Origin of the sequence: Methylocystis sp. Sn-Cys, assembly GCF_016745395.1 — a bacterium.
Classification (GTDB): Bacteria; Pseudomonadota; Alphaproteobacteria; order Rhizobiales; family Beijerinckiaceae; genus Methylocystis; species Methylocystis iwaonis.
The window spans coordinates 487,855-502,424 of sequence record NZ_JAERVJ010000002.1; the positions used below are offsets into that span (position 1 = coordinate 487,855).

Annotated in this window: 16 protein-coding genes; 9 read left to right on the forward strand and 7 right to left on the reverse strand. The window is 64.8% G+C overall.

The window, feature by feature from the left end:
* The first annotated feature begins 41 nt into the window (after window positions 1-41).
* Window positions 42-695: an A24 family peptidase gene (locus JJT62_RS07135; RefSeq protein WP_202071998.1), complete on the forward strand. Its 654-nt coding sequence runs from the start codon at window positions 42-44 to the stop codon at window positions 693-695.
* A gap of 176 nt (window positions 696-871) precedes the next feature.
* Here JJT62_RS07135 and JJT62_RS07140 read toward each other — a convergent pair whose 3' ends face one another.
* From JJT62_RS07140 to JJT62_RS07160, 5 genes are read right to left on the reverse strand one after another with little or no spacing between them, the layout of a single operon-like run.
* Window positions 872-1,522, reverse strand: a complete 651-nt coding sequence (locus JJT62_RS07140; protein ID WP_202071999.1) for a prepilin-type N-terminal cleavage/methylation domain-containing protein — start codon at window positions 1,520-1,522, stop codon at window positions 872-874.
* Window positions 1,519-1,938: a type II secretion system protein gene (locus tag JJT62_RS07145; RefSeq protein ID WP_202072000.1), complete on the reverse strand. Its 420-nt coding sequence runs from the start codon at window positions 1,936-1,938 to the stop codon at window positions 1,519-1,521. The genes JJT62_RS07140 and JJT62_RS07145 overlap by 4 nt, the downstream gene beginning before the upstream one ends.
* A complete protein-coding gene (locus JJT62_RS07150) occupies window positions 1,923-2,387 on the reverse strand; it encodes a GspH/FimT family pseudopilin (RefSeq protein WP_246744754.1) in 465 nt (154 codons plus the stop codon). Before JJT62_RS07150 ends, JJT62_RS07145 begins: the two co-directional genes overlap by 16 nt.
* The gene (locus JJT62_RS07155) at window positions 2,384-3,604 is read right to left on the reverse strand and encodes a type II secretion system F family protein (protein WP_202072001.1); all 1,221 of its coding nucleotides are present in this window, start codon (window positions 3,602-3,604) and stop codon (window positions 2,384-2,386) included. The genes JJT62_RS07150 and JJT62_RS07155 overlap by 4 nt, the downstream gene beginning before the upstream one ends.
* Before the next feature lie 5 nt (window positions 3,605-3,609).
* Window positions 3,610-5,361: a GspE/PulE family protein gene (locus JJT62_RS07160; protein WP_202072002.1), complete on the reverse strand. Its 1,752-nt coding sequence runs from the start codon at window positions 5,359-5,361 to the stop codon at window positions 3,610-3,612.
* 154 nt (window positions 5,362-5,515) lie between these two features.
* Between JJT62_RS07160 and JJT62_RS07165 the strand changes: the two genes are divergently transcribed.
* The 5 genes from JJT62_RS07165 (at window position 5,516) to JJT62_RS07185 (ending at window position 9,496) form a co-directional block, all read left to right on the forward strand.
* The gene (locus JJT62_RS07165) at window positions 5,516-6,220 is read left to right on the forward strand and encodes a DUF1190 domain-containing protein (protein WP_202072003.1); all 705 of its coding nucleotides are present in this window, start codon (window positions 5,516-5,518) and stop codon (window positions 6,218-6,220) included.
* 78 nt (window positions 6,221-6,298) lie between these two features.
* The gene (locus tag JJT62_RS07170) at window positions 6,299-7,426 is read left to right on the forward strand and encodes a PilN domain-containing protein (protein WP_202072004.1); all 1,128 of its coding nucleotides are present in this window, start codon (window positions 6,299-6,301) and stop codon (window positions 7,424-7,426) included.
* A complete protein-coding gene (gene gspM, locus JJT62_RS07175) occupies window positions 7,423-8,010 on the forward strand; it encodes a type II secretion system protein GspM (protein ID WP_202072005.1) in 588 nt (195 codons plus the stop codon). Before JJT62_RS07170 ends, gspM begins: the two co-directional genes overlap by 4 nt.
* On the forward strand, window positions 8,007-8,627 hold the full coding sequence (locus JJT62_RS07180; RefSeq protein WP_202072006.1) for a hypothetical protein: 621 nt from the start codon (window positions 8,007-8,009) through the stop codon (window positions 8,625-8,627). The genes gspM and JJT62_RS07180 overlap by 4 nt, the downstream gene beginning before the upstream one ends.
* 140 nt (window positions 8,628-8,767) lie before the next feature.
* Complete coding sequence (locus tag JJT62_RS07185) at window positions 8,768-9,496, forward strand: bifunctional diguanylate cyclase/phosphodiesterase (protein ID WP_202072007.1); 729 nt, start codon at window positions 8,768-8,770, stop codon at window positions 9,494-9,496.
* A gap of 96 nt (window positions 9,497-9,592) precedes the next feature.
* On the opposite strand, the gene JJT62_RS07190 is transcribed toward JJT62_RS07185, so the two are convergent.
* Entirely contained in the window at window positions 9,593-10,015 is a 423-nt protein-coding gene (locus tag JJT62_RS07190; protein ID WP_202072008.1) for a metallopeptidase family protein, read from the reverse strand.
* Between the two features lie 149 nt (window positions 10,016-10,164).
* On the opposite strand from JJT62_RS07190, the gene JJT62_RS07195 reads away from it, so the two are divergent.
* Window positions 10,165-10,914: a GGDEF domain-containing protein gene (locus JJT62_RS07195; RefSeq protein ID WP_202072009.1), complete on the forward strand. Its 750-nt coding sequence runs from the start codon at window positions 10,165-10,167 to the stop codon at window positions 10,912-10,914.
* A 234-nt stretch (window positions 10,915-11,148) separates the two neighbouring features.
* Here JJT62_RS07195 and leuC read toward each other — a convergent pair whose 3' ends face one another.
* The gene (gene leuC, locus JJT62_RS07200; RefSeq protein WP_202072010.1) at window positions 11,149-12,564 is read right to left on the reverse strand and encodes a 3-isopropylmalate dehydratase large subunit; all 1,416 of its coding nucleotides are present in this window, start codon (window positions 12,562-12,564) and stop codon (window positions 11,149-11,151) included.
* Window positions 12,565-12,848: 284 nt separating this feature from the next.
* Here leuC and JJT62_RS07205 point away from each other — a divergent pair, with 284 nt between their 5' ends.
* Together JJT62_RS07205 and JJT62_RS07210 are read left to right on the forward strand one after the other, a co-directional pair.
* Window positions 12,849-13,835 carry a small ribosomal subunit Rsm22 family protein gene (locus JJT62_RS07205; RefSeq protein ID WP_202072011.1) on the forward strand — a complete coding sequence of 329 codons (987 nt, stop codon included), beginning with the start codon at window positions 12,849-12,851 and terminating at the stop codon, window positions 13,833-13,835.
* A complete protein-coding gene (locus tag JJT62_RS07210) occupies window positions 13,835-14,242 on the forward strand; it encodes a glyoxalase/bleomycin resistance/extradiol dioxygenase family protein (RefSeq protein WP_202072012.1) in 408 nt (135 codons plus the stop codon). The genes JJT62_RS07205 and JJT62_RS07210 overlap by 1 nt, the downstream gene beginning before the upstream one ends.
* Window positions 14,243-14,570: the final 328 nt, after the last annotated feature.

Consider the following 14,570-nt stretch of genomic DNA (forward strand, 5'->3'; position numbering starts at 1 on the left):
GCCGCCATTTCGTCTCATTTTAGCAGAGCCGTGAGGCGTCCTTGAACCGCATATTCCTCCCCCGCGTCTCTCTTTCGGCCTCGCTGGCGAGATGCCGACGCCGACGGCGCGCACTGGCGCCGCTTGCGCGCAACATCTTCCTGTGGCGAGGCGACGGGCGCGCCCTCGCCCCTGCGGCCTGGGCGGCCGCCTGCGCCCTCCTCGCGCTTCTGGGACAATGGGCCGATATGGGGTTCTTTCTGGTCCCGAGCTTCATGCTCCTGCCCGCCCTCGGCCTGATCGCGCTCTATGACGCCCGGTACTTCGTCATCCCCGACGGGCCGGTTCTGTTTCTGGGGCTCTGCGGGTTTGGGACTTTCCTCATCGGCGCGCCGCAAGAGGCGGCGACCCGGCTCGTCGCCGGCGCAGCCGGTTATGCGTCCATGCGCCTTGTCGCTTTCGCTTATGAAGCCTTACGGGGCGCCCCCGGGGTTGGCGAGGGCGACGCCAAGCTCTATGCGCTCGCCGGAATCTGGCTGGGTTTTGCGGGCCTGCCGTCTTCCCTGATTTACGCCGTGTTCTCCGCCCTGATTTCGGCGGTCGTGGCGCTGCGGCAGGGCGCGCTCGAAAATGCGCGCCAGCCTATCCCCTTCGGCCCGCATCTGGCGCTTGGCCTCTGGCTCGTCTGGGTCTTCGGACCGTTGGAGGCTGGCTAGCTACCGTTTCATACGAGATCCGCTTGATCGGTTCGGTGTCATTCCCGACGCTCGCGCAGCGAGCGATCGGGAATCCAGAGCCAAACCAGCGCTTTTGTGGCTCTGGATTCCCGATCGGGCCTTCGGCCCGTCGGGAATGACAAGCCCCAATCCGACCTATTCAAACGGAAACGGTATCACTGCTGGCGGAGCGCGACGGTGGCGTCGGCCGCCAGCGTATGCCCCCTTCTGTTCGCGGCGATCTTTACGGAAACGAGAATCGGCACGCCTGTCTGGCTTTTCCAACTCTGGCTCCAGGCGGGCGGCGGCCCCTGCTGCGGCAACCCCATCGGCGCCTGCTGCTGGCTGCCGAAGAAGGAAAATTGCACGTCGGCGAGATTACTCAGGATCACCGTCTTCCGCATCCCGGCGCGCGCTGGCGCGATCCCGTCCGTGGGACGATAAGGCTTGGTCCAGACAGCGAGCTCCGGCCCATCGGGGCCGTTGTCGACGCCGATTTCCGTAACGATGAGCCCACCCCACTGCCCGCCGCCCTCGCTCAAAGCGATGAAACGACAAGCATCCGGCGCGCCGCGAAAGGAGCCCGAGGTTCCGGGCGTCGCTTGCGTCGTCGGTTCGCTCTCGATCAGAAAGCTCCTGGAGATCAGTTCGGTCGCCGCCCTCACGGCGGACTCGACGTCATCGAGCGCCTCGCCGGCGCGGCTCGCTTCCCAAGTTCGCCGCCCCAAATGGATGCCGCCCAGGATCGAGCCGGTGATCAGCGAGAGGATGCTGATCGCCAGCAGAAGTTCCAGCAGGGTGAAGCCATCGGGCGCGCGTCGCTTCATAGCGGCGACGACGCCTGACGGGGGTCCACGGCTTTCATCTTCACCGTCGTGAGCGTGAAGGTCTCGCCGAAACCGGAAGGCTTCTTGATCGTCAGACGCGCATGGAAGCTTGTGGCCACGGGAGCCCCGCCCGGCCCAGCGACGGTCCGGCCCGGCGCGACCGACAGAAACCAATAGAGGCCATCGGGATAGCGCCCGCTCGTTTCGCCAAGAGGAACCGACCCGTCCGCCCCCAGCGCATCCAGTTGCGACGCCCCCTGGCGCGCCGCGCGCAGCAGGAAATCCGCGCGCGTCTCATTGCGGACGCCGCCGCTGACGCCATTGAGAAGCTGAGACAAGGTCATGGCGAGGATGGCGAAGGCCGCGAGCGACTCGATGAGAGAAAACCCTCGCCTGGATTTCAGCCGAGCGCGCATTTGGCCTCGCCTGTCAGCCAATTGATCGAGATCGTCGCGCGCGCCTCGGGCGTCTGCAAGACCATGTCGCCGCCGGTCGAGCCGCCATCGGGAAAGAATGTGATGGCGCCGGTTCTCTCCGACAGGCGCTGCGTATTGGCGATGTCGAGCGCAATCTGGGCGTCGGCCGGCAGCTTGCCGACGCCGCCGACCGGAGACGCATAGGTCTTGCTGAAGAGGTCGATAACGACGGCCGCCTCGCCATTAGTGGCGATGGCGCGCGAACGGGTGGCGCGCAGCGTCGCGCAAAAGCCGCGCGTCGCCGCCTCGAGCCGCATGCGGGCGGAGGGCGGACGCAGCAGTTGCGAGGCCATGCCGGCGAGGAGCGCGATCAGCGCCAGCACGACGAGCGATTCCAGCATCGTGAAACCGGCGCGCCGGCGCGGCGGAAAGCGTCGGCGCCGCATCATTTCACCGCGAGATCGTTGATGCTGAGCACCGCGTCCATCACCGTCATGATCAGGCCGCCGACGACTGTGGCGATGAAGATGGTGAGCATCGGCGTCAGCAGGCCCATTGCTCTTTCGATGGAGCGCTGGGTCTCGCGTTCGAACATGGCGGCGACGCGCAGCAACATGTCGCCGAGCTGCGCCGTCTCTTCGCCGATCGTGACCATCTGCAACGCGACGGGCGGCAAATAAGGCACATTGGCGAGAGACCCGCTGAGATGCGCGCCGCCGCGGACCGCCTCGATCACGCCGGCAAGCTCATTATTGAGAAATTGGTTCGAGACCGCCGTGCGCGCGCTTTCCAAGCCCTGAAGTAGCGGAACGCCCGCTTTCAGCATCGAGCCGAGCGTGCGCGCGAAACGCGCCGTCGCGAATTGGGCGAGCAGCGATCCGATGACGGGAATGCGCAGATAGAAGCGGTGAAGGGCGATGAGCCAAGGCAGGCGCGACTGGGCCATCTTGTACATGGCCACTATCGCGCCGCCGATGATCGCGAGAACGAGCGCAATGGACCCGAGATTGGCCTCGATGTTGATGATGAATTGCAGGCCCGCCGGCATGTCCTTGCCATTGTCGGCGAAGATCGGCGCGATGCTCGGCACCAGCGTGCCGAGAACGACGCCGGTCGCCACAATGGCGAGCGTGATGAGCAAAGCCGGATAAATCAGCGCGCTCTGCACGCGCGCCTTCAACTCCAGTCGGCGCTCCAGCATTTCGGCGAGGTCCGAAAGCGCGGGGCCGACCTTGCCGACCGTCTCGCCCTCTCGCACGACATTCACATATTCCTGGCCGAAAATGTCGGGGCGCCGCGACAAGGCGTCGGAGAGCGAGGCGCCGTCGACGATGCGCGCCAGAATCTCCTGCGCCAGCTCGCGCAGCGCCAGCGTCGGGCTTTGCGCGGAGAGGATGCGCAGACTCTGATCAAGCGGCACGTCCGCCTGCTCCAGCGTCGCGAATTCGCGCGTGAAGGAGGCGATCTGCGCCGCGTTGGGGCCGCGCTTGCCGAAGGAGATTTGCGTCAGCCGCGCAGCGCCTTCCGCCTTGGCGGCGCGCGTCTCGAAAGGCGTGACGCCGCGCTGGAACAGCGCGTCCTCGGCTTCCGCCACCGTGCGCGCCTCGATCTCGCCTTCCAGCAAATCGCCCGAGCCGCTATAGGCGCGATATTTGAACATCGGCATGAGCGTCAATCCATTCGCGTGACGCGCGCGACTTCCTCGATCGTCGTCTCGCCGCGCCAGGCTTTGGTCATGCCGCACTGATACATGGTGGTCATGCCGGCTTCGCGCGCCGCCGCTTCGAGCTGCGCGTCGGGCGCGCTCTCACAAACGAGCCGCTGCATACGGTCATTCATGATGAGAAGCTCCGCGATGGTGGAGCGACCCGTGTAGCCCAGATTGCGGCAATTCGGGCAGCCCCTGGGCGAAGAGAGCTTATCGGGCCCCTTCGCGAAAGGCTCTCCAGCGAATTGCGCGCGAACCTGCGCGCGAGTCTCCAGCGGCCCCGCGCATTGGCAGAGGCGGCGCACGAGACGCTGCGCCAATACGGCCTTCACGGTCGAGGCGATGAGGTAATTCTCGACCCCCATGTCGATGAGACGCGTGATCGAGGCCGCCGCGCTGTTGGTGTGCAGCGTCGAGAAGACGAGATGGCCGGTGAGCGACGCCTGAATGGCGATCTTCGCGGTCTCGGCGTCGCGAATCTCGCCGATCATGATCACGTCGGGGTCCTGGCGCAGAATGGCGCGCAGCGTATTGGGGAAGTCGAGTCCGATCCCAGGCTGCACCTGCACCTGATTGACGCCGGCAAGCTGATATTCGATCGGGTCCTCGACGGTGAAGACCTTCACGTCGGGCGTCGTCAGCTCCTTGAGCGCCGTATAGAGCGTCGTCGTCTTGCCGCTGCCGGTCGGGCCGGTGACGAGCACGATGCCATTGGGATTGCGCATCACCTTGCGCAATTGCTCGGTCGTCTGCTGCTCGAAGCCGAGCTTGTCAAAATCGAGCGCGATTTGGCTGCGGTCGAGAATACGCAGCACGATGCTCTCGCCATGGGCCGTCGGCAGGGTCGAGACGCGGAAGTCGATGTCGACGCCGCGAATGGCGAGCTTGATGCGCCCGTCCTGCGGCAGGCGGCGCTCGGCGATGTCGAGCCGCGCCATGATTTTTATGCGCGAGGCGATCGCCGCCTTGAGGCCCGGGGGCAGAGTCTCGGCCGTTCGCAAGGCGCCGTCGATACGATAGCGCACCTGCACGGCTTCGAGCGACGGCTCGATGTGAATATCCGACGCGCGCGCTTCGATTGCATCGCCGATAATCTGATTGACGCGCCGCACGACCGGCGCCTCATTGGCGATGTCGCGCAGGCGCTGAAGGTCGAATTCGCTGGCGTCATTGGCGCGCGCGTCATTATCGACGAGCGAGACGCCATCCTGCTTTGCGCCATAGAGAGACGACCAGGCTTTGTCGAATTGCGCCGGCGTCGCGAGCCTCAGCTCGATCTCGTAGCCTGTCGAATAGGACAGCGCTTGAACCGGCTCGAGATCGAGCGGATCGGTCACCGCAAGCCGCAGACGCCGCCCCTCGACTGCGAGCGGCAACAGCCGGTTGGCGTGGATGAATTTTTCCGGGATCTCCGCGCGCAGCGGCGGCTCCATCGGAATCTCGCTGGGCTCCAGTTGCGGAATGCCGAGGAATTTCCCCAAATGCCCGCACAGATCGACTTCCGAAACGAGGCCGAGCTTCGTCAGCACATGATCGAACCGCTCGCCGCTTTGCAAAGCCGCGCGCTGCGAGCGCTGCAGAGCGAGTTCGTCGATCGCCTTTTCACGCAGGATGAAGGCGCCGAAGGCCTCGGCGAATTCGGGGCTGTTCGCGTCCGGCCAGGCATTGGGCCCGGAATGCGCGGCCTGCCCCGGAAATTCGGTCTGCGCCGCCATCGACGACCCTTCGCTGGATCAACACCGGACCAAGCACTAGCGATAGATGGCGATCTTCGCAATAAGGACGAATTCGAGAGCTTTCGACATCGGAATGTCCTATTCTGGGTTAAATTGCGCCTTTAGCCTGAGCCTAGGTCGAACGATCCCACCGATGTCCAGCGCTCGAACGTCGATCGCCGCGAATCCCCGCCAGACATGGCGAACATATGGATTCAAAGGCGCTTGCGTCGCGCTTCTGGCGCTTTCTGCGCCGACCGCCGAAGCGGCGACTATTGGCAAGACCTACTTTTTCGCCACGCGCGAGGCTTGCGCCGCTTCGGGCGCCTTTACGGATCGGGAATGCGCCGGCGCATTCGCCAATGCGCAATTGCAGCTCCGCGCGCTCGCGCCGCGCTTCGATTCGAGCGCAGACTGCCGCATGCGTTTCCGCCTGTGCACGGCGAGCCGAACAGGCCCCCAAGCGGGCGACGCGCTCGGCTATGCGACGCAAGACGAAGCCGTCGTCTTCACGCCGATGGCGCTCGGAGTCGAGATGGTGGCCTCGGCGAAGGGCGCCGGGGCGGCCCCCACTCTTGCCGTCGATACGCCCGCCCGGCTTTTCCCCTATGCCCCGGTATCTCGGCCTTACGAGCCTTTGCGGCCGGGCTTCGACCCGCCCGGCGGGCTTCCGGAAAACGCCGCGATCCTCGCCGCAGACCATTTCGAGCCTTTCTCGAAACGCAAACCCTTCGGCGGCCCCATGACCTTCACGGCGTCGGCGCTGGGCGCGATCGTCGGGGCGACGCATGACGCCGCGTCCGCCGAGACGCGAGAGCAGCGTCGCGCGCGGTTGAAGACCGCGCCTTTTGTGGAGTAGAGCTTTCGTTGCAAGCTCGGACCCAGGCGGTCATGGCCGCACCGGGTTATCGTCACTCTGCTCCGGAGTCTCCTGTCCTTGCCAAGCGAGTTCTGGACGCGAGATGTCGTCGAAGGCGCGCTCAAGCCGGCGGCCGACCGCTTTTTCGCTTGGTACCGACGCGAGTTTTTCGCCTTCTTTCCGCCCGAGACGCTCGCCTGGCTGACCGACCGGGGCGATCGTCAGCTCGTTCTCAGGGCTGGAGAGCGAAACCTCTGGCTCCTCGACGCCCGCGGCGCGCCGCTTTGGAGCCTCTCCGCCGACGAAATCGCGGCGTCGTCATTGGACGAAGCGCTGGCGCGCCGCGGCGTCGCCCGTCAGGCCGCGCGGATCAGGCTGGAGATCGACGGGTCTGCCTTCTTCGTGCGCCGCTTCGACATCCCTGCCGTCGCTCAGGCCAATCTCCCGAGGCTGCTGATCGCCGATATAGAGCGGAAGACGCCGTTCCGGCTCGCCGACGTCGTCTACGGCCACACGATCGCCGCGCATCCGGCGTCGGCGGACAAGCTGCGGGTGAGCCTGTGGATCTTGCGCCGCGACTTCATCGACGGCGCGATTGCGGCCGCGGGCCTCACGCCAGGCGATATTTCCTTCATCAAGCCGGTCGGGTTGCGCGACGCCGCGGCCGAAGCGCCGTCGATCGTCATCGGCGGCAAGACGGAAGTCTCCCACTCCTTTCGCAATATCGCGATCGGCCTATCCGCGGCGACCGCCCTCCTCCTCGCGGCGGGCTTCGGCGCGACGCTGTGGCGGCAGTCCGCACTCAATAACGAGCTCGACGCAAAGATTCAGGAGATGTCGGCGCGCGCGGCGAAAGTGCGACAGGTCGTCGACCGCGCCTCGGCGGAAAGCCGTCTCCTTGCGGTGTTGCGCAAGGCGCGGCGCGACGAACCTCTGTTTGCCGATCTCTGGGAAGAAGTGGCGCGCGTAATGCCGGACGGAGCCTACGCCACCGATTTTCGCTTCAGCGAGACGAAGCCGAATGACAAAACCATCGACCTTGTCGGCTTCGCCGATTCGGCCGTCGGCCTGCCTGCGCTCTTCAACAAATCGCCCCTCTTCGCGGATGCTGGTTTGACGGCCCCGATCACCCCCGATCCGCGCGAAAAGCGCGAGGGCTTTTCGCTTCAGGTGAAGTTCGAAAAGAAGCCGGGGTCCACGAAATGAGCTGGAAGGACTTCCTTCAAGGCCCCAGAGGAGGACGCGCTTTATTCGTCGGCGTCAATCTGCTGGCCCTTGCGCTCTTCTACCTCCTCTTCATCGAACCGGCGCGCCGCATGATCGCCGATGGCGCCGAAGCGATCGCCGAGCGCCGCCAGACGCTCGCGCGTTACGAAGCGGTCGCGCTGCATGAAGGCCAGATTCAGGATTACGCGCGGCAGGTCGCCGACACCAATGGCCGCGGCGAGCTTTTCGACGGAGAGAGCGAAGGCGTCATCAACGCCAATTTGCAGGCGCGGCTCAAATCGATCGCCGAAAGCGCGCAAGTCACCGTCAGGTCGATCCAGATGCTGCCCGAGAAACCGTTCCAGGGCGTCACGCTCGTGGGCGCGCGCCTCGACGTCGTCGGCAGCTATGAGAATCTGCATGCGCTGGCGCGCGCGCTCGAAGGCGAGCCGCCTTTGATGATCATCGCCGCCGCGACGCTGCGCAACCAGGCGATGATGTGGGGCGCGCCGCAACAGGGCGAAACGGAGATCGAGGCTCAGTTCGACGTGTTCGGCGGCGCGCCGCAGAAGGGCCGCCAATGAGACCCGACCAACTCGCGCAAAGCCTTAAGGAGTTCTTCGGGCGCTCGAGCCTGTTCGTCTCGCCGATTCAGAAAGCGCGCATCTCGCCCTTGTCGGCGATCATGCTGGCGGTCCTCGCGGCGGCTACTCTCCTCGCGGCGCTGTTTGCCGCATTCGCATTCCTCGGGCCGATCGGTTCGGAGGCAACCGTCTCCGCCCCCGACTGGACGCCGCCGACCCTCTCTGTCGCCGAGCTCGCGCCGCCCAAGCCGGCAAGCGCCGACACGGAGACACTATCGCGGCCGATTTTCTCGAAGAACCGCAAGCCCGCGCCGAAGAGCGCGAAGACGGCCGCGCCGATGGCGGCTGAAATGGCCGCGGCGCCGCCCGGATTGGCGGTCAGCGCCATCGTGAAGAATAAGAATGAGACGCAGGCTTTTGTCACCTCGCCCGAGTCGCCCGACGGCTTCTGGAAGAAGATCGGCGAATCAATCGACTCCTGGACCGTCTCCGCGATCGAGAGCGATGGCGTCGTTCTGACCAACGGAGCCCAGACGGCGAGGATAAAGCTGTATCCTGACCCGCCCCCATCTGCGGCCGACGGGATGTTCGCTGCGCCGACGCGCGGTCAATTTTAAATCCGCCTCGCCATTCACGCCGCGCAAATGGTAGATCGCTTCAATTGGCGGATGATTTGCGCTGCGTTACCTTGGACGGGCTTCTCATGTTTGGTTTCCTACGCCGGAAGACGCGTGATCACGAACGGATGGCGAGGGACATGCGCCGCTCTCTGAAAGACGGCGATTTCCGACTCCTCTATCAGCCGATCATCGACTCGAAGGGCGAAACGATGGTCGGCGTCGAGGCGCTCTGTCGCTGGCGCCACCCTGTTCGCGGCGAGACGCCGCCATCCGCCTTCATCGCAATCGCGGAGGAAACCGGGCTGATCGATCAGCTTGGTCTTTTCGTGCTGCGGCAAGCCTGTCTCGACGCCCGCAATTGGCCGGGCGTCATCGTGTCGGTCAATGTTTCGCCACGCCAATTCAAAGAAGAGCGATTTCCCGAGGCCGTCCTGAAAATTCTGGCTGAAACGGGCTTGGAGCCGTCACGGCTGGAGCTCGAACTCACGGAGACTTTGGCGGTCGTCGATCTCGATCTGGCGCGGGCGAAAATGCTCGTTCTCCAAAATCACGGCGTGCGCATCGCGCTCGACGACTTCGGCTCCGGCCACTCCGGTCTCAGTTATTTATTGTCGCTTCCCTTCGACAAGTTGAAGGTCGACAGGATGTTTGTCTCGCATATCGAATCGGGCTCGGCGAGCGCCGTCATCATCCACGCCATCGTGAACATCGGGCGTGCGCTTGGCATGCATATCACCGCGGAAGGCGTCGAAACCGCCGAGCAGCAGCAATTTCTCCACGGGGCGGGCGTCCACTTCTTCCAGGGATTCCGTTTTAGCCGGCCGGTCGACGCGAGCGAGATTCTCTCCCGGCTGCAAGCGCAATAGGCGCTGGCCGAGCTCCTCCCCGCGACGCCGCCATCCGTGAAGCCGCCGCTCGACGCGTTGGGCCTCCCCTAGCCCGCTTTGACTGCGCCGCAGAATCTACAGAACCGCGCCGCGCTCGATTTCTTCCATGTCCGCGTCGGAAAGGCCAAAGTGGTGGCCAATTTCATGGACCAGTACATGGGTGATGATGTCGCCGAGCGTGTCCTCGCTCTCCGCCCAGAAATCCAGGATCGGCCGACGATACAGCCAGACCATGTTGGGCTCGGCCCCGGTCTCGGCGAGATGCGCGCCATCCGGCAGGCCCTTTCCGCGGAAGAGCCCGAGAAGATCGAACTCTGTCTCGCACTCCATCTCGTCGAGCGTCTCCTCGTCGGGGAAGTCTTCGACGTGGAACACAACGCCTTCGCAGAGGCGGGTGAATTTCTCGGGCAACGCCGCAAAGGCCGCGTCAGCGAGCGCTTCGATTTCAGCAAGCGTCGGCGCGCTTAATTGCGCCCATTCAAGTGATGCATCAGCCATGATTCGAACTATGCCATTTTCTGCCGTGACGAAACAACTCCTCAGTTTTCGCAACAATTTAATGAAGCACTTTCGAGACGATTAAGGATTCTCTCGCCAGAGTAACGCGCTCTATCCGGGAAAATTTCCCAGTGTTTGCGGAGTTCAGCATGCTCAAAGGCGCAAGACGTCTCTTCGAGCCGCGCACCAAGAAAGAATCGATACGCCTGGTCTGCGCTTTCACGGCGATCGCCATCACGGTTGCAATCGCCGTCGTCGTGGTCAGCAGCCTTTGGGCGGGCACGCCGATGGGCCCATCGCTCATTCGGGCGGTCGTCATCCCGCTGATGCTCGCGCCCTGGATGGTTTGGACGATTGCGCGTTTTTCCATGCGCTTGGAAGAAATGCGCCTCGAGCTTGAGAAGCTGGTGCGCACGGACCCGCTGAGCGGCGCGCTCAACCGGCGCGGGGTTACGGAATTTGCCGACAAGGCTTTCGCGGAACGCAGAGAGAAAGATAAATTCTGCGCGATCGTCATCGACATCGATCGCTTCAAGACAATCAACGACAATCACGGACATGCCGCCGGCGACGCCGTCATCGCGCAAGTGGTCGAGATTGCGCGCCAGACCGCTGGCTCCGTGAATTGCGCCATCGGCCGGCTCGGCGGCGACGAGCTGGTTGTTCTGATCGTCGAGCAGACGCTCGAAGAGTCGTTGGTTATGGCGGAACGTCTGCGCAACGCCATCGAACTCGCGGTTTTCCTGCACGAAGGGAACCGCCTCACGGTGACGACGAGCATCGGCGTCGCCGCGTCGGACCCTGCCGACAAGAACGCCGAGGCCGTCCTCAGACGGGCCGATCATTCGCTTTATGCTGCGAAATCCGCGGGCCGCAACCGCGTGCGCGCGGCGGCGTGATTGTCCGTTCCTTCAGAGTGGCGACAAAGCGGTGTTGACGCCCCTCGTGCTTCGAGACGCTTGCTGCGCAAGCTCCTCAGCATGAGGGGCTTCTACAACTACGCCATCACTTAGGCCTCATCCTGAGGAGCGAGCGAAGCTCGCGTCTCGAAGGACGAGGCCGCCTCCGGAGTTTGTCAATAAACAGAAGAACCGCCCAGCGATCCCTCTCATTAGTGTGACGCCAGTGCCCGCTTATCGCCAGCTACGCACGTCGACGAAGCGTCCGGCGATCGCCGCCGCCGCCGCCATGGCGGGGGAGACGAGATGGGTGCGGCCCTTGAAGCCCTGACGGCCTTCGAAATTGCGGTTCGAAGTCGAGGCGCAGCGCTCGCCCGGCGCGAGGCGGTCCGGGTTCATAGCGAGGCACATGGAGCAGCCAGGCTCGCGCCATTCGAAACCGGCGGCCAAGAAGATTTTATCGAGCCCCTCGGCTTCCGCCTGTTCCTTCACGAGCCCAGAGCCGGGCACGACCATGGCGTTGACGCGCTCGGCGACCTTCTTGCCCTCGACCATCTTCGCGGCGGCGCGAAGGTCCTCGATGCGGCCATTGGTGCAGGAGCCGATGAAGACGCGGTCGATCTCGATGTCGGTCATCTTCTCCCCGCCCGCGAGGCCCATATAGGCGAGCGCGCGCTCGATCGCGGCGCGCTTTTGCGGGCTCTTCGCCGAATCGGGGGTCGGCACGCGGCCGTCGATGCGGGCGACATCCTCGGGGCTCGTGCCCCAGGTGACGATCGGCGGCAGATTGGCGGCGTCGAGCTTCACGATCTTGTCGAAATGGGCGCCCGCGTCGGTGTAGAGCGTCTCCCAATATTTGCGCGCCATGTCGAAGGCCTCGCCCTTGGGTCCCTTGGGGCGGTCCTTGAGATAGGCGAAGGTCTTCTCGTCCGGCGCGATGAGGCCGGCGCGGGCGCCGCCCTCGATCGTCATGTTGCAGACGGTCATGCGGCCTTCCATCGAAAGGTCGCGGATGGCTTCGCCAGCAAATTCGATGACATGGCCGGTGCCACCGGCCGTGCCGATCTCGCCGATAATGGCCAGGATGATGTCCTTGGCGGTGGCGCCGTCGGCGAGCTTGCCGTCGACCTGCACCAGCATATTCGCGGCCTTCTTCTGGATCAGCGTCTGGGTCGCGAGCACATGCTCGACCTCGGAGGTGCCGATGCCATGCGCCAGCGCGCCGAAAGCGCCATGCGTCGAGGTGTGGCTGTCGCCGCAGACGATGGTCATGCCCGGCAGCGTGAAGCCCTGCTCCGGCCCGACGATATGGACGACGCCCTGACGATGGTCGTGCTCATTGTAATATTCGACGCCGAATTCCTTGGCGTTGACCGCGAGCTGCTCGACCTGCGCCTTGCTCTCCGGGTCTTCGATCGGCAGCGAGCGATCGGTAGTCGGCACATTGTGATCGACGACGGCCAGCGTCTTCTGCGGCGCGCGGACCTTGCGGCCCGACATGCGCAGGCCTTCGAAAGCCTGAGGGCTGGTCACCTCATGGATGAGATGGCGGTCGATATAGAGCAGGCAGGCGCCGTCATCCTGGCGGTCGACGACATGGTCGTCCCAGATCTTGTCGTAAAGCGTGCGCGGCCCGGTCGAATTGGACATGGTCTTTCCTTAACGCCGCTCTTGCGGCCCCACTTGAATTGAGGGTCTTCTAACCGTAACGCAAGCGCCATGGAAGAGCGTTCGCATCCCCTCCCGATTGGGCAAATGGCAGTCTGGCGAGGAGGGACCCCATACCTCCCCTTTACGGGGAGGTCGGCGGCCGCAGGCCGCCGGGTGGGGCCAAAGCCGCAACGGCTGCGCCCGGGGCCGAACCCCACCCGTCGCGCTTCGCGCGCTACCCTCCCCGTGAAGGCGAGGGATTCGCTCATTCCCGGGGTTGACTCATGACCTCCCCCGCTTTGCCCGCCGGACTCGCCGCGGCGCTCGCGGCGCAATTGGAGCGGCGGCCGCGCAAGGCGCTGGCCGAGAGCGCCGAGCGTCTTTCCGCGAACTATCGCGCCCATAAGCCCACGAATGCGGCGATCCGCGACGAGACCGACGCGCTCGCCTATGCGCTCACGAGAATGCCCGCGACTTACGCCGCGGCCGTCACGGTGTTGGATCGGCTTGCGGAGGAGCAGCCTGGCTTTTCGCCGGAGAGCCTGCTCGACGTCGGCTGCGGGCTGGGCGCGGCAAGCTATGCCGCCAGCGCGGTTTGGCCGGCGCTGGGTCGCATCGAGATGATCGACAGCAGCCGCGCCTTTCTGACGATGGTGGAGACCCTCGCCGCCGAGGCCGGGCTGCTGACGGCGGCCAAGGCTGTCGCCGGCGATATGACGCGCCTGCCGAACCTCGAAGACAAGTTCGACCTCGTTACCGTCGCCTATGCGCTGACCGAGCTCAGCGACGCCGATTTTCCCGGCGTCACCGACAGGCTTTGGGCGCGGACCGGCGGCGCGCTGATTATCCTCGAGCCCGGGACTCCGCGCGATCACCAGAGGCTGATGGGCGTGCGCGCACGGCTGATCGCGCAGGGCGCGACCATCCTCGCGCCTTGCGCCCATGCCCGCCCCTGCCCGCTCACGCCCCCGGACTGGTGCCACTTTTCGGTGCGGCTGCCACGCTCCAGAGAACATAAATTGCTGAAAGGCGCAGCGGCGCCATTCGAAGACGAGAAATACAGCTACCTCATAGCGGCGCGCCAGGGCGAAAGCGCCAAGGCGCGCATCCTCGCGCCCCCGCGCCACAACAAGGCTGGCGTTACTGTAAAGCTCTGCGACGCGAATGGGTCAACGGAAATTTTCCTGCCAAAGCGCGATAAGGCTCGCTATGAAAGCATTCGCAGGAAAGAATGGGGCGACGCGCTCGACGTCCCGCCGGAGGAAGCCTGATGAACAGACCGAGGGTTGCGCCTTACCTCACCGTCAGCCCGGCGGCCGCGGCCATCGCCTTCTATACAGGCGCCTTCGACGCCAAGCAGCGCGCGCTGATGCCCTCGGTCGACGGCCTGCGCATCGCCCATTGTGAATTGCTGATCAACGGCGCCTCGGTGATGCTCGCGGATTTCTTTCCCGAACTCGGCCAGACGCGCGTCCCCATGCCGGGCGACAGCGCCACCGTCTCGATCAGCCTGGAATATGACACGGGCAAGCAAGTCGACGACACCTGCTCCCGCGCCGCCAAGCTCGGCGCCAAGATCGAAACGCAGCCGACGAATTCTTTTTGGGGCACGCGTTACGCGACGCTGCGCGATCCGTTTGGGCACAGATGGATTTTGAACGGGCCGTTGGACAAATAGGCGGCGGCAGCCGCGCCGCATTCTCATCACTGAGACGACCCCCACCCTTGATCCCTCCCCGCAAGGGGGAGGGAGGCGGCTCGCGCCCAGCCTTGTCGTAGTTCCAGTTGATCCTCAACGGCGCCGCTCCTCTCCCTCCCCCCACGGAGTGGCGGGGAGGGATTAAGGGTGGGGGGCGACGCAGCTCCCGTGTCCGTCTCGGAAGAGCCGCCCACGCGCCAAATTCCCCGCCGCCACCCCTCGACGCAGGTTGATCCAGGAAGCCGGGACGCCCCGGCCCCGTTCGGCCGGTAGCGTGAAAGAATAAGCGCATCGGAGCCAGAGCGTC

Bases quoted from the DNA above. Each gene is read 5' to 3' on its own strand.
- JJT62_RS07190 (WP_202072008.1), bottom strand. From the start codon at position 10,015: ATGGCTGATGCATCACTTGAATGGGCGCAATTAAGCGCGCCGACGCTT.
- JJT62_RS07185 (WP_202072007.1), top strand. From the start codon at position 8,768: ATGCGCCGCTCTCTGAAAGACGGCGATTTCCGACTCCTCTATCAGCCG.
- gspM (WP_202072005.1), top strand. From the start codon at position 7,423: ATGAGCTGGAAGGACTTCCTTCAAGGCCCCAGAGGAGGACGCGCTTTA.
- JJT62_RS07210 (WP_202072012.1), top strand. From the start codon at position 13,835: ATGAACAGACCGAGGGTTGCGCCTTACCTCACCGTCAGCCCGGCGGCC.
- JJT62_RS07180 (WP_202072006.1), top strand. From the start codon at position 8,007: ATGAGACCCGACCAACTCGCGCAAAGCCTTAAGGAGTTCTTCGGGCGC.
- JJT62_RS07140 (WP_202071999.1), bottom strand. From the start codon at position 1,522: ATGAAGCGACGCGCGCCCGATGGCTTCACCCTGCTGGAACTTCTGCTG.
- leuC (WP_202072010.1), bottom strand. From the start codon at position 12,564: ATGTCCAATTCGACCGGGCCGCGCACGCTTTACGACAAGATCTGGGAC.
- JJT62_RS07145 (WP_202072000.1), bottom strand. From the start codon at position 1,938: ATGCGCGCTCGGCTGAAATCCAGGCGAGGGTTTTCTCTCATCGAGTCG.
- JJT62_RS07165 (WP_202072003.1), top strand. From the start codon at position 5,516: ATGTCCAGCGCTCGAACGTCGATCGCCGCGAATCCCCGCCAGACATGG.
- JJT62_RS07160 (WP_202072002.1), bottom strand. From the start codon at position 5,361: ATGGCGGCGCAGACCGAATTTCCGGGGCAGGCCGCGCATTCCGGGCCC.
- JJT62_RS07150 (WP_246744754.1), bottom strand. From the start codon at position 2,387: ATGATGCGGCGCCGACGCTTTCCGCCGCGCCGGCGCGCCGGTTTCACG.
- JJT62_RS07195 (WP_202072009.1), top strand. From the start codon at position 10,165: ATGCTCAAAGGCGCAAGACGTCTCTTCGAGCCGCGCACCAAGAAAGAA.
- JJT62_RS07155 (WP_202072001.1), bottom strand. From the start codon at position 3,604: ATGCCGATGTTCAAATATCGCGCCTATAGCGGCTCGGGCGATTTGCTG.
- JJT62_RS07205 (WP_202072011.1), top strand. From the start codon at position 12,849: ATGACCTCCCCCGCTTTGCCCGCCGGACTCGCCGCGGCGCTCGCGGCG.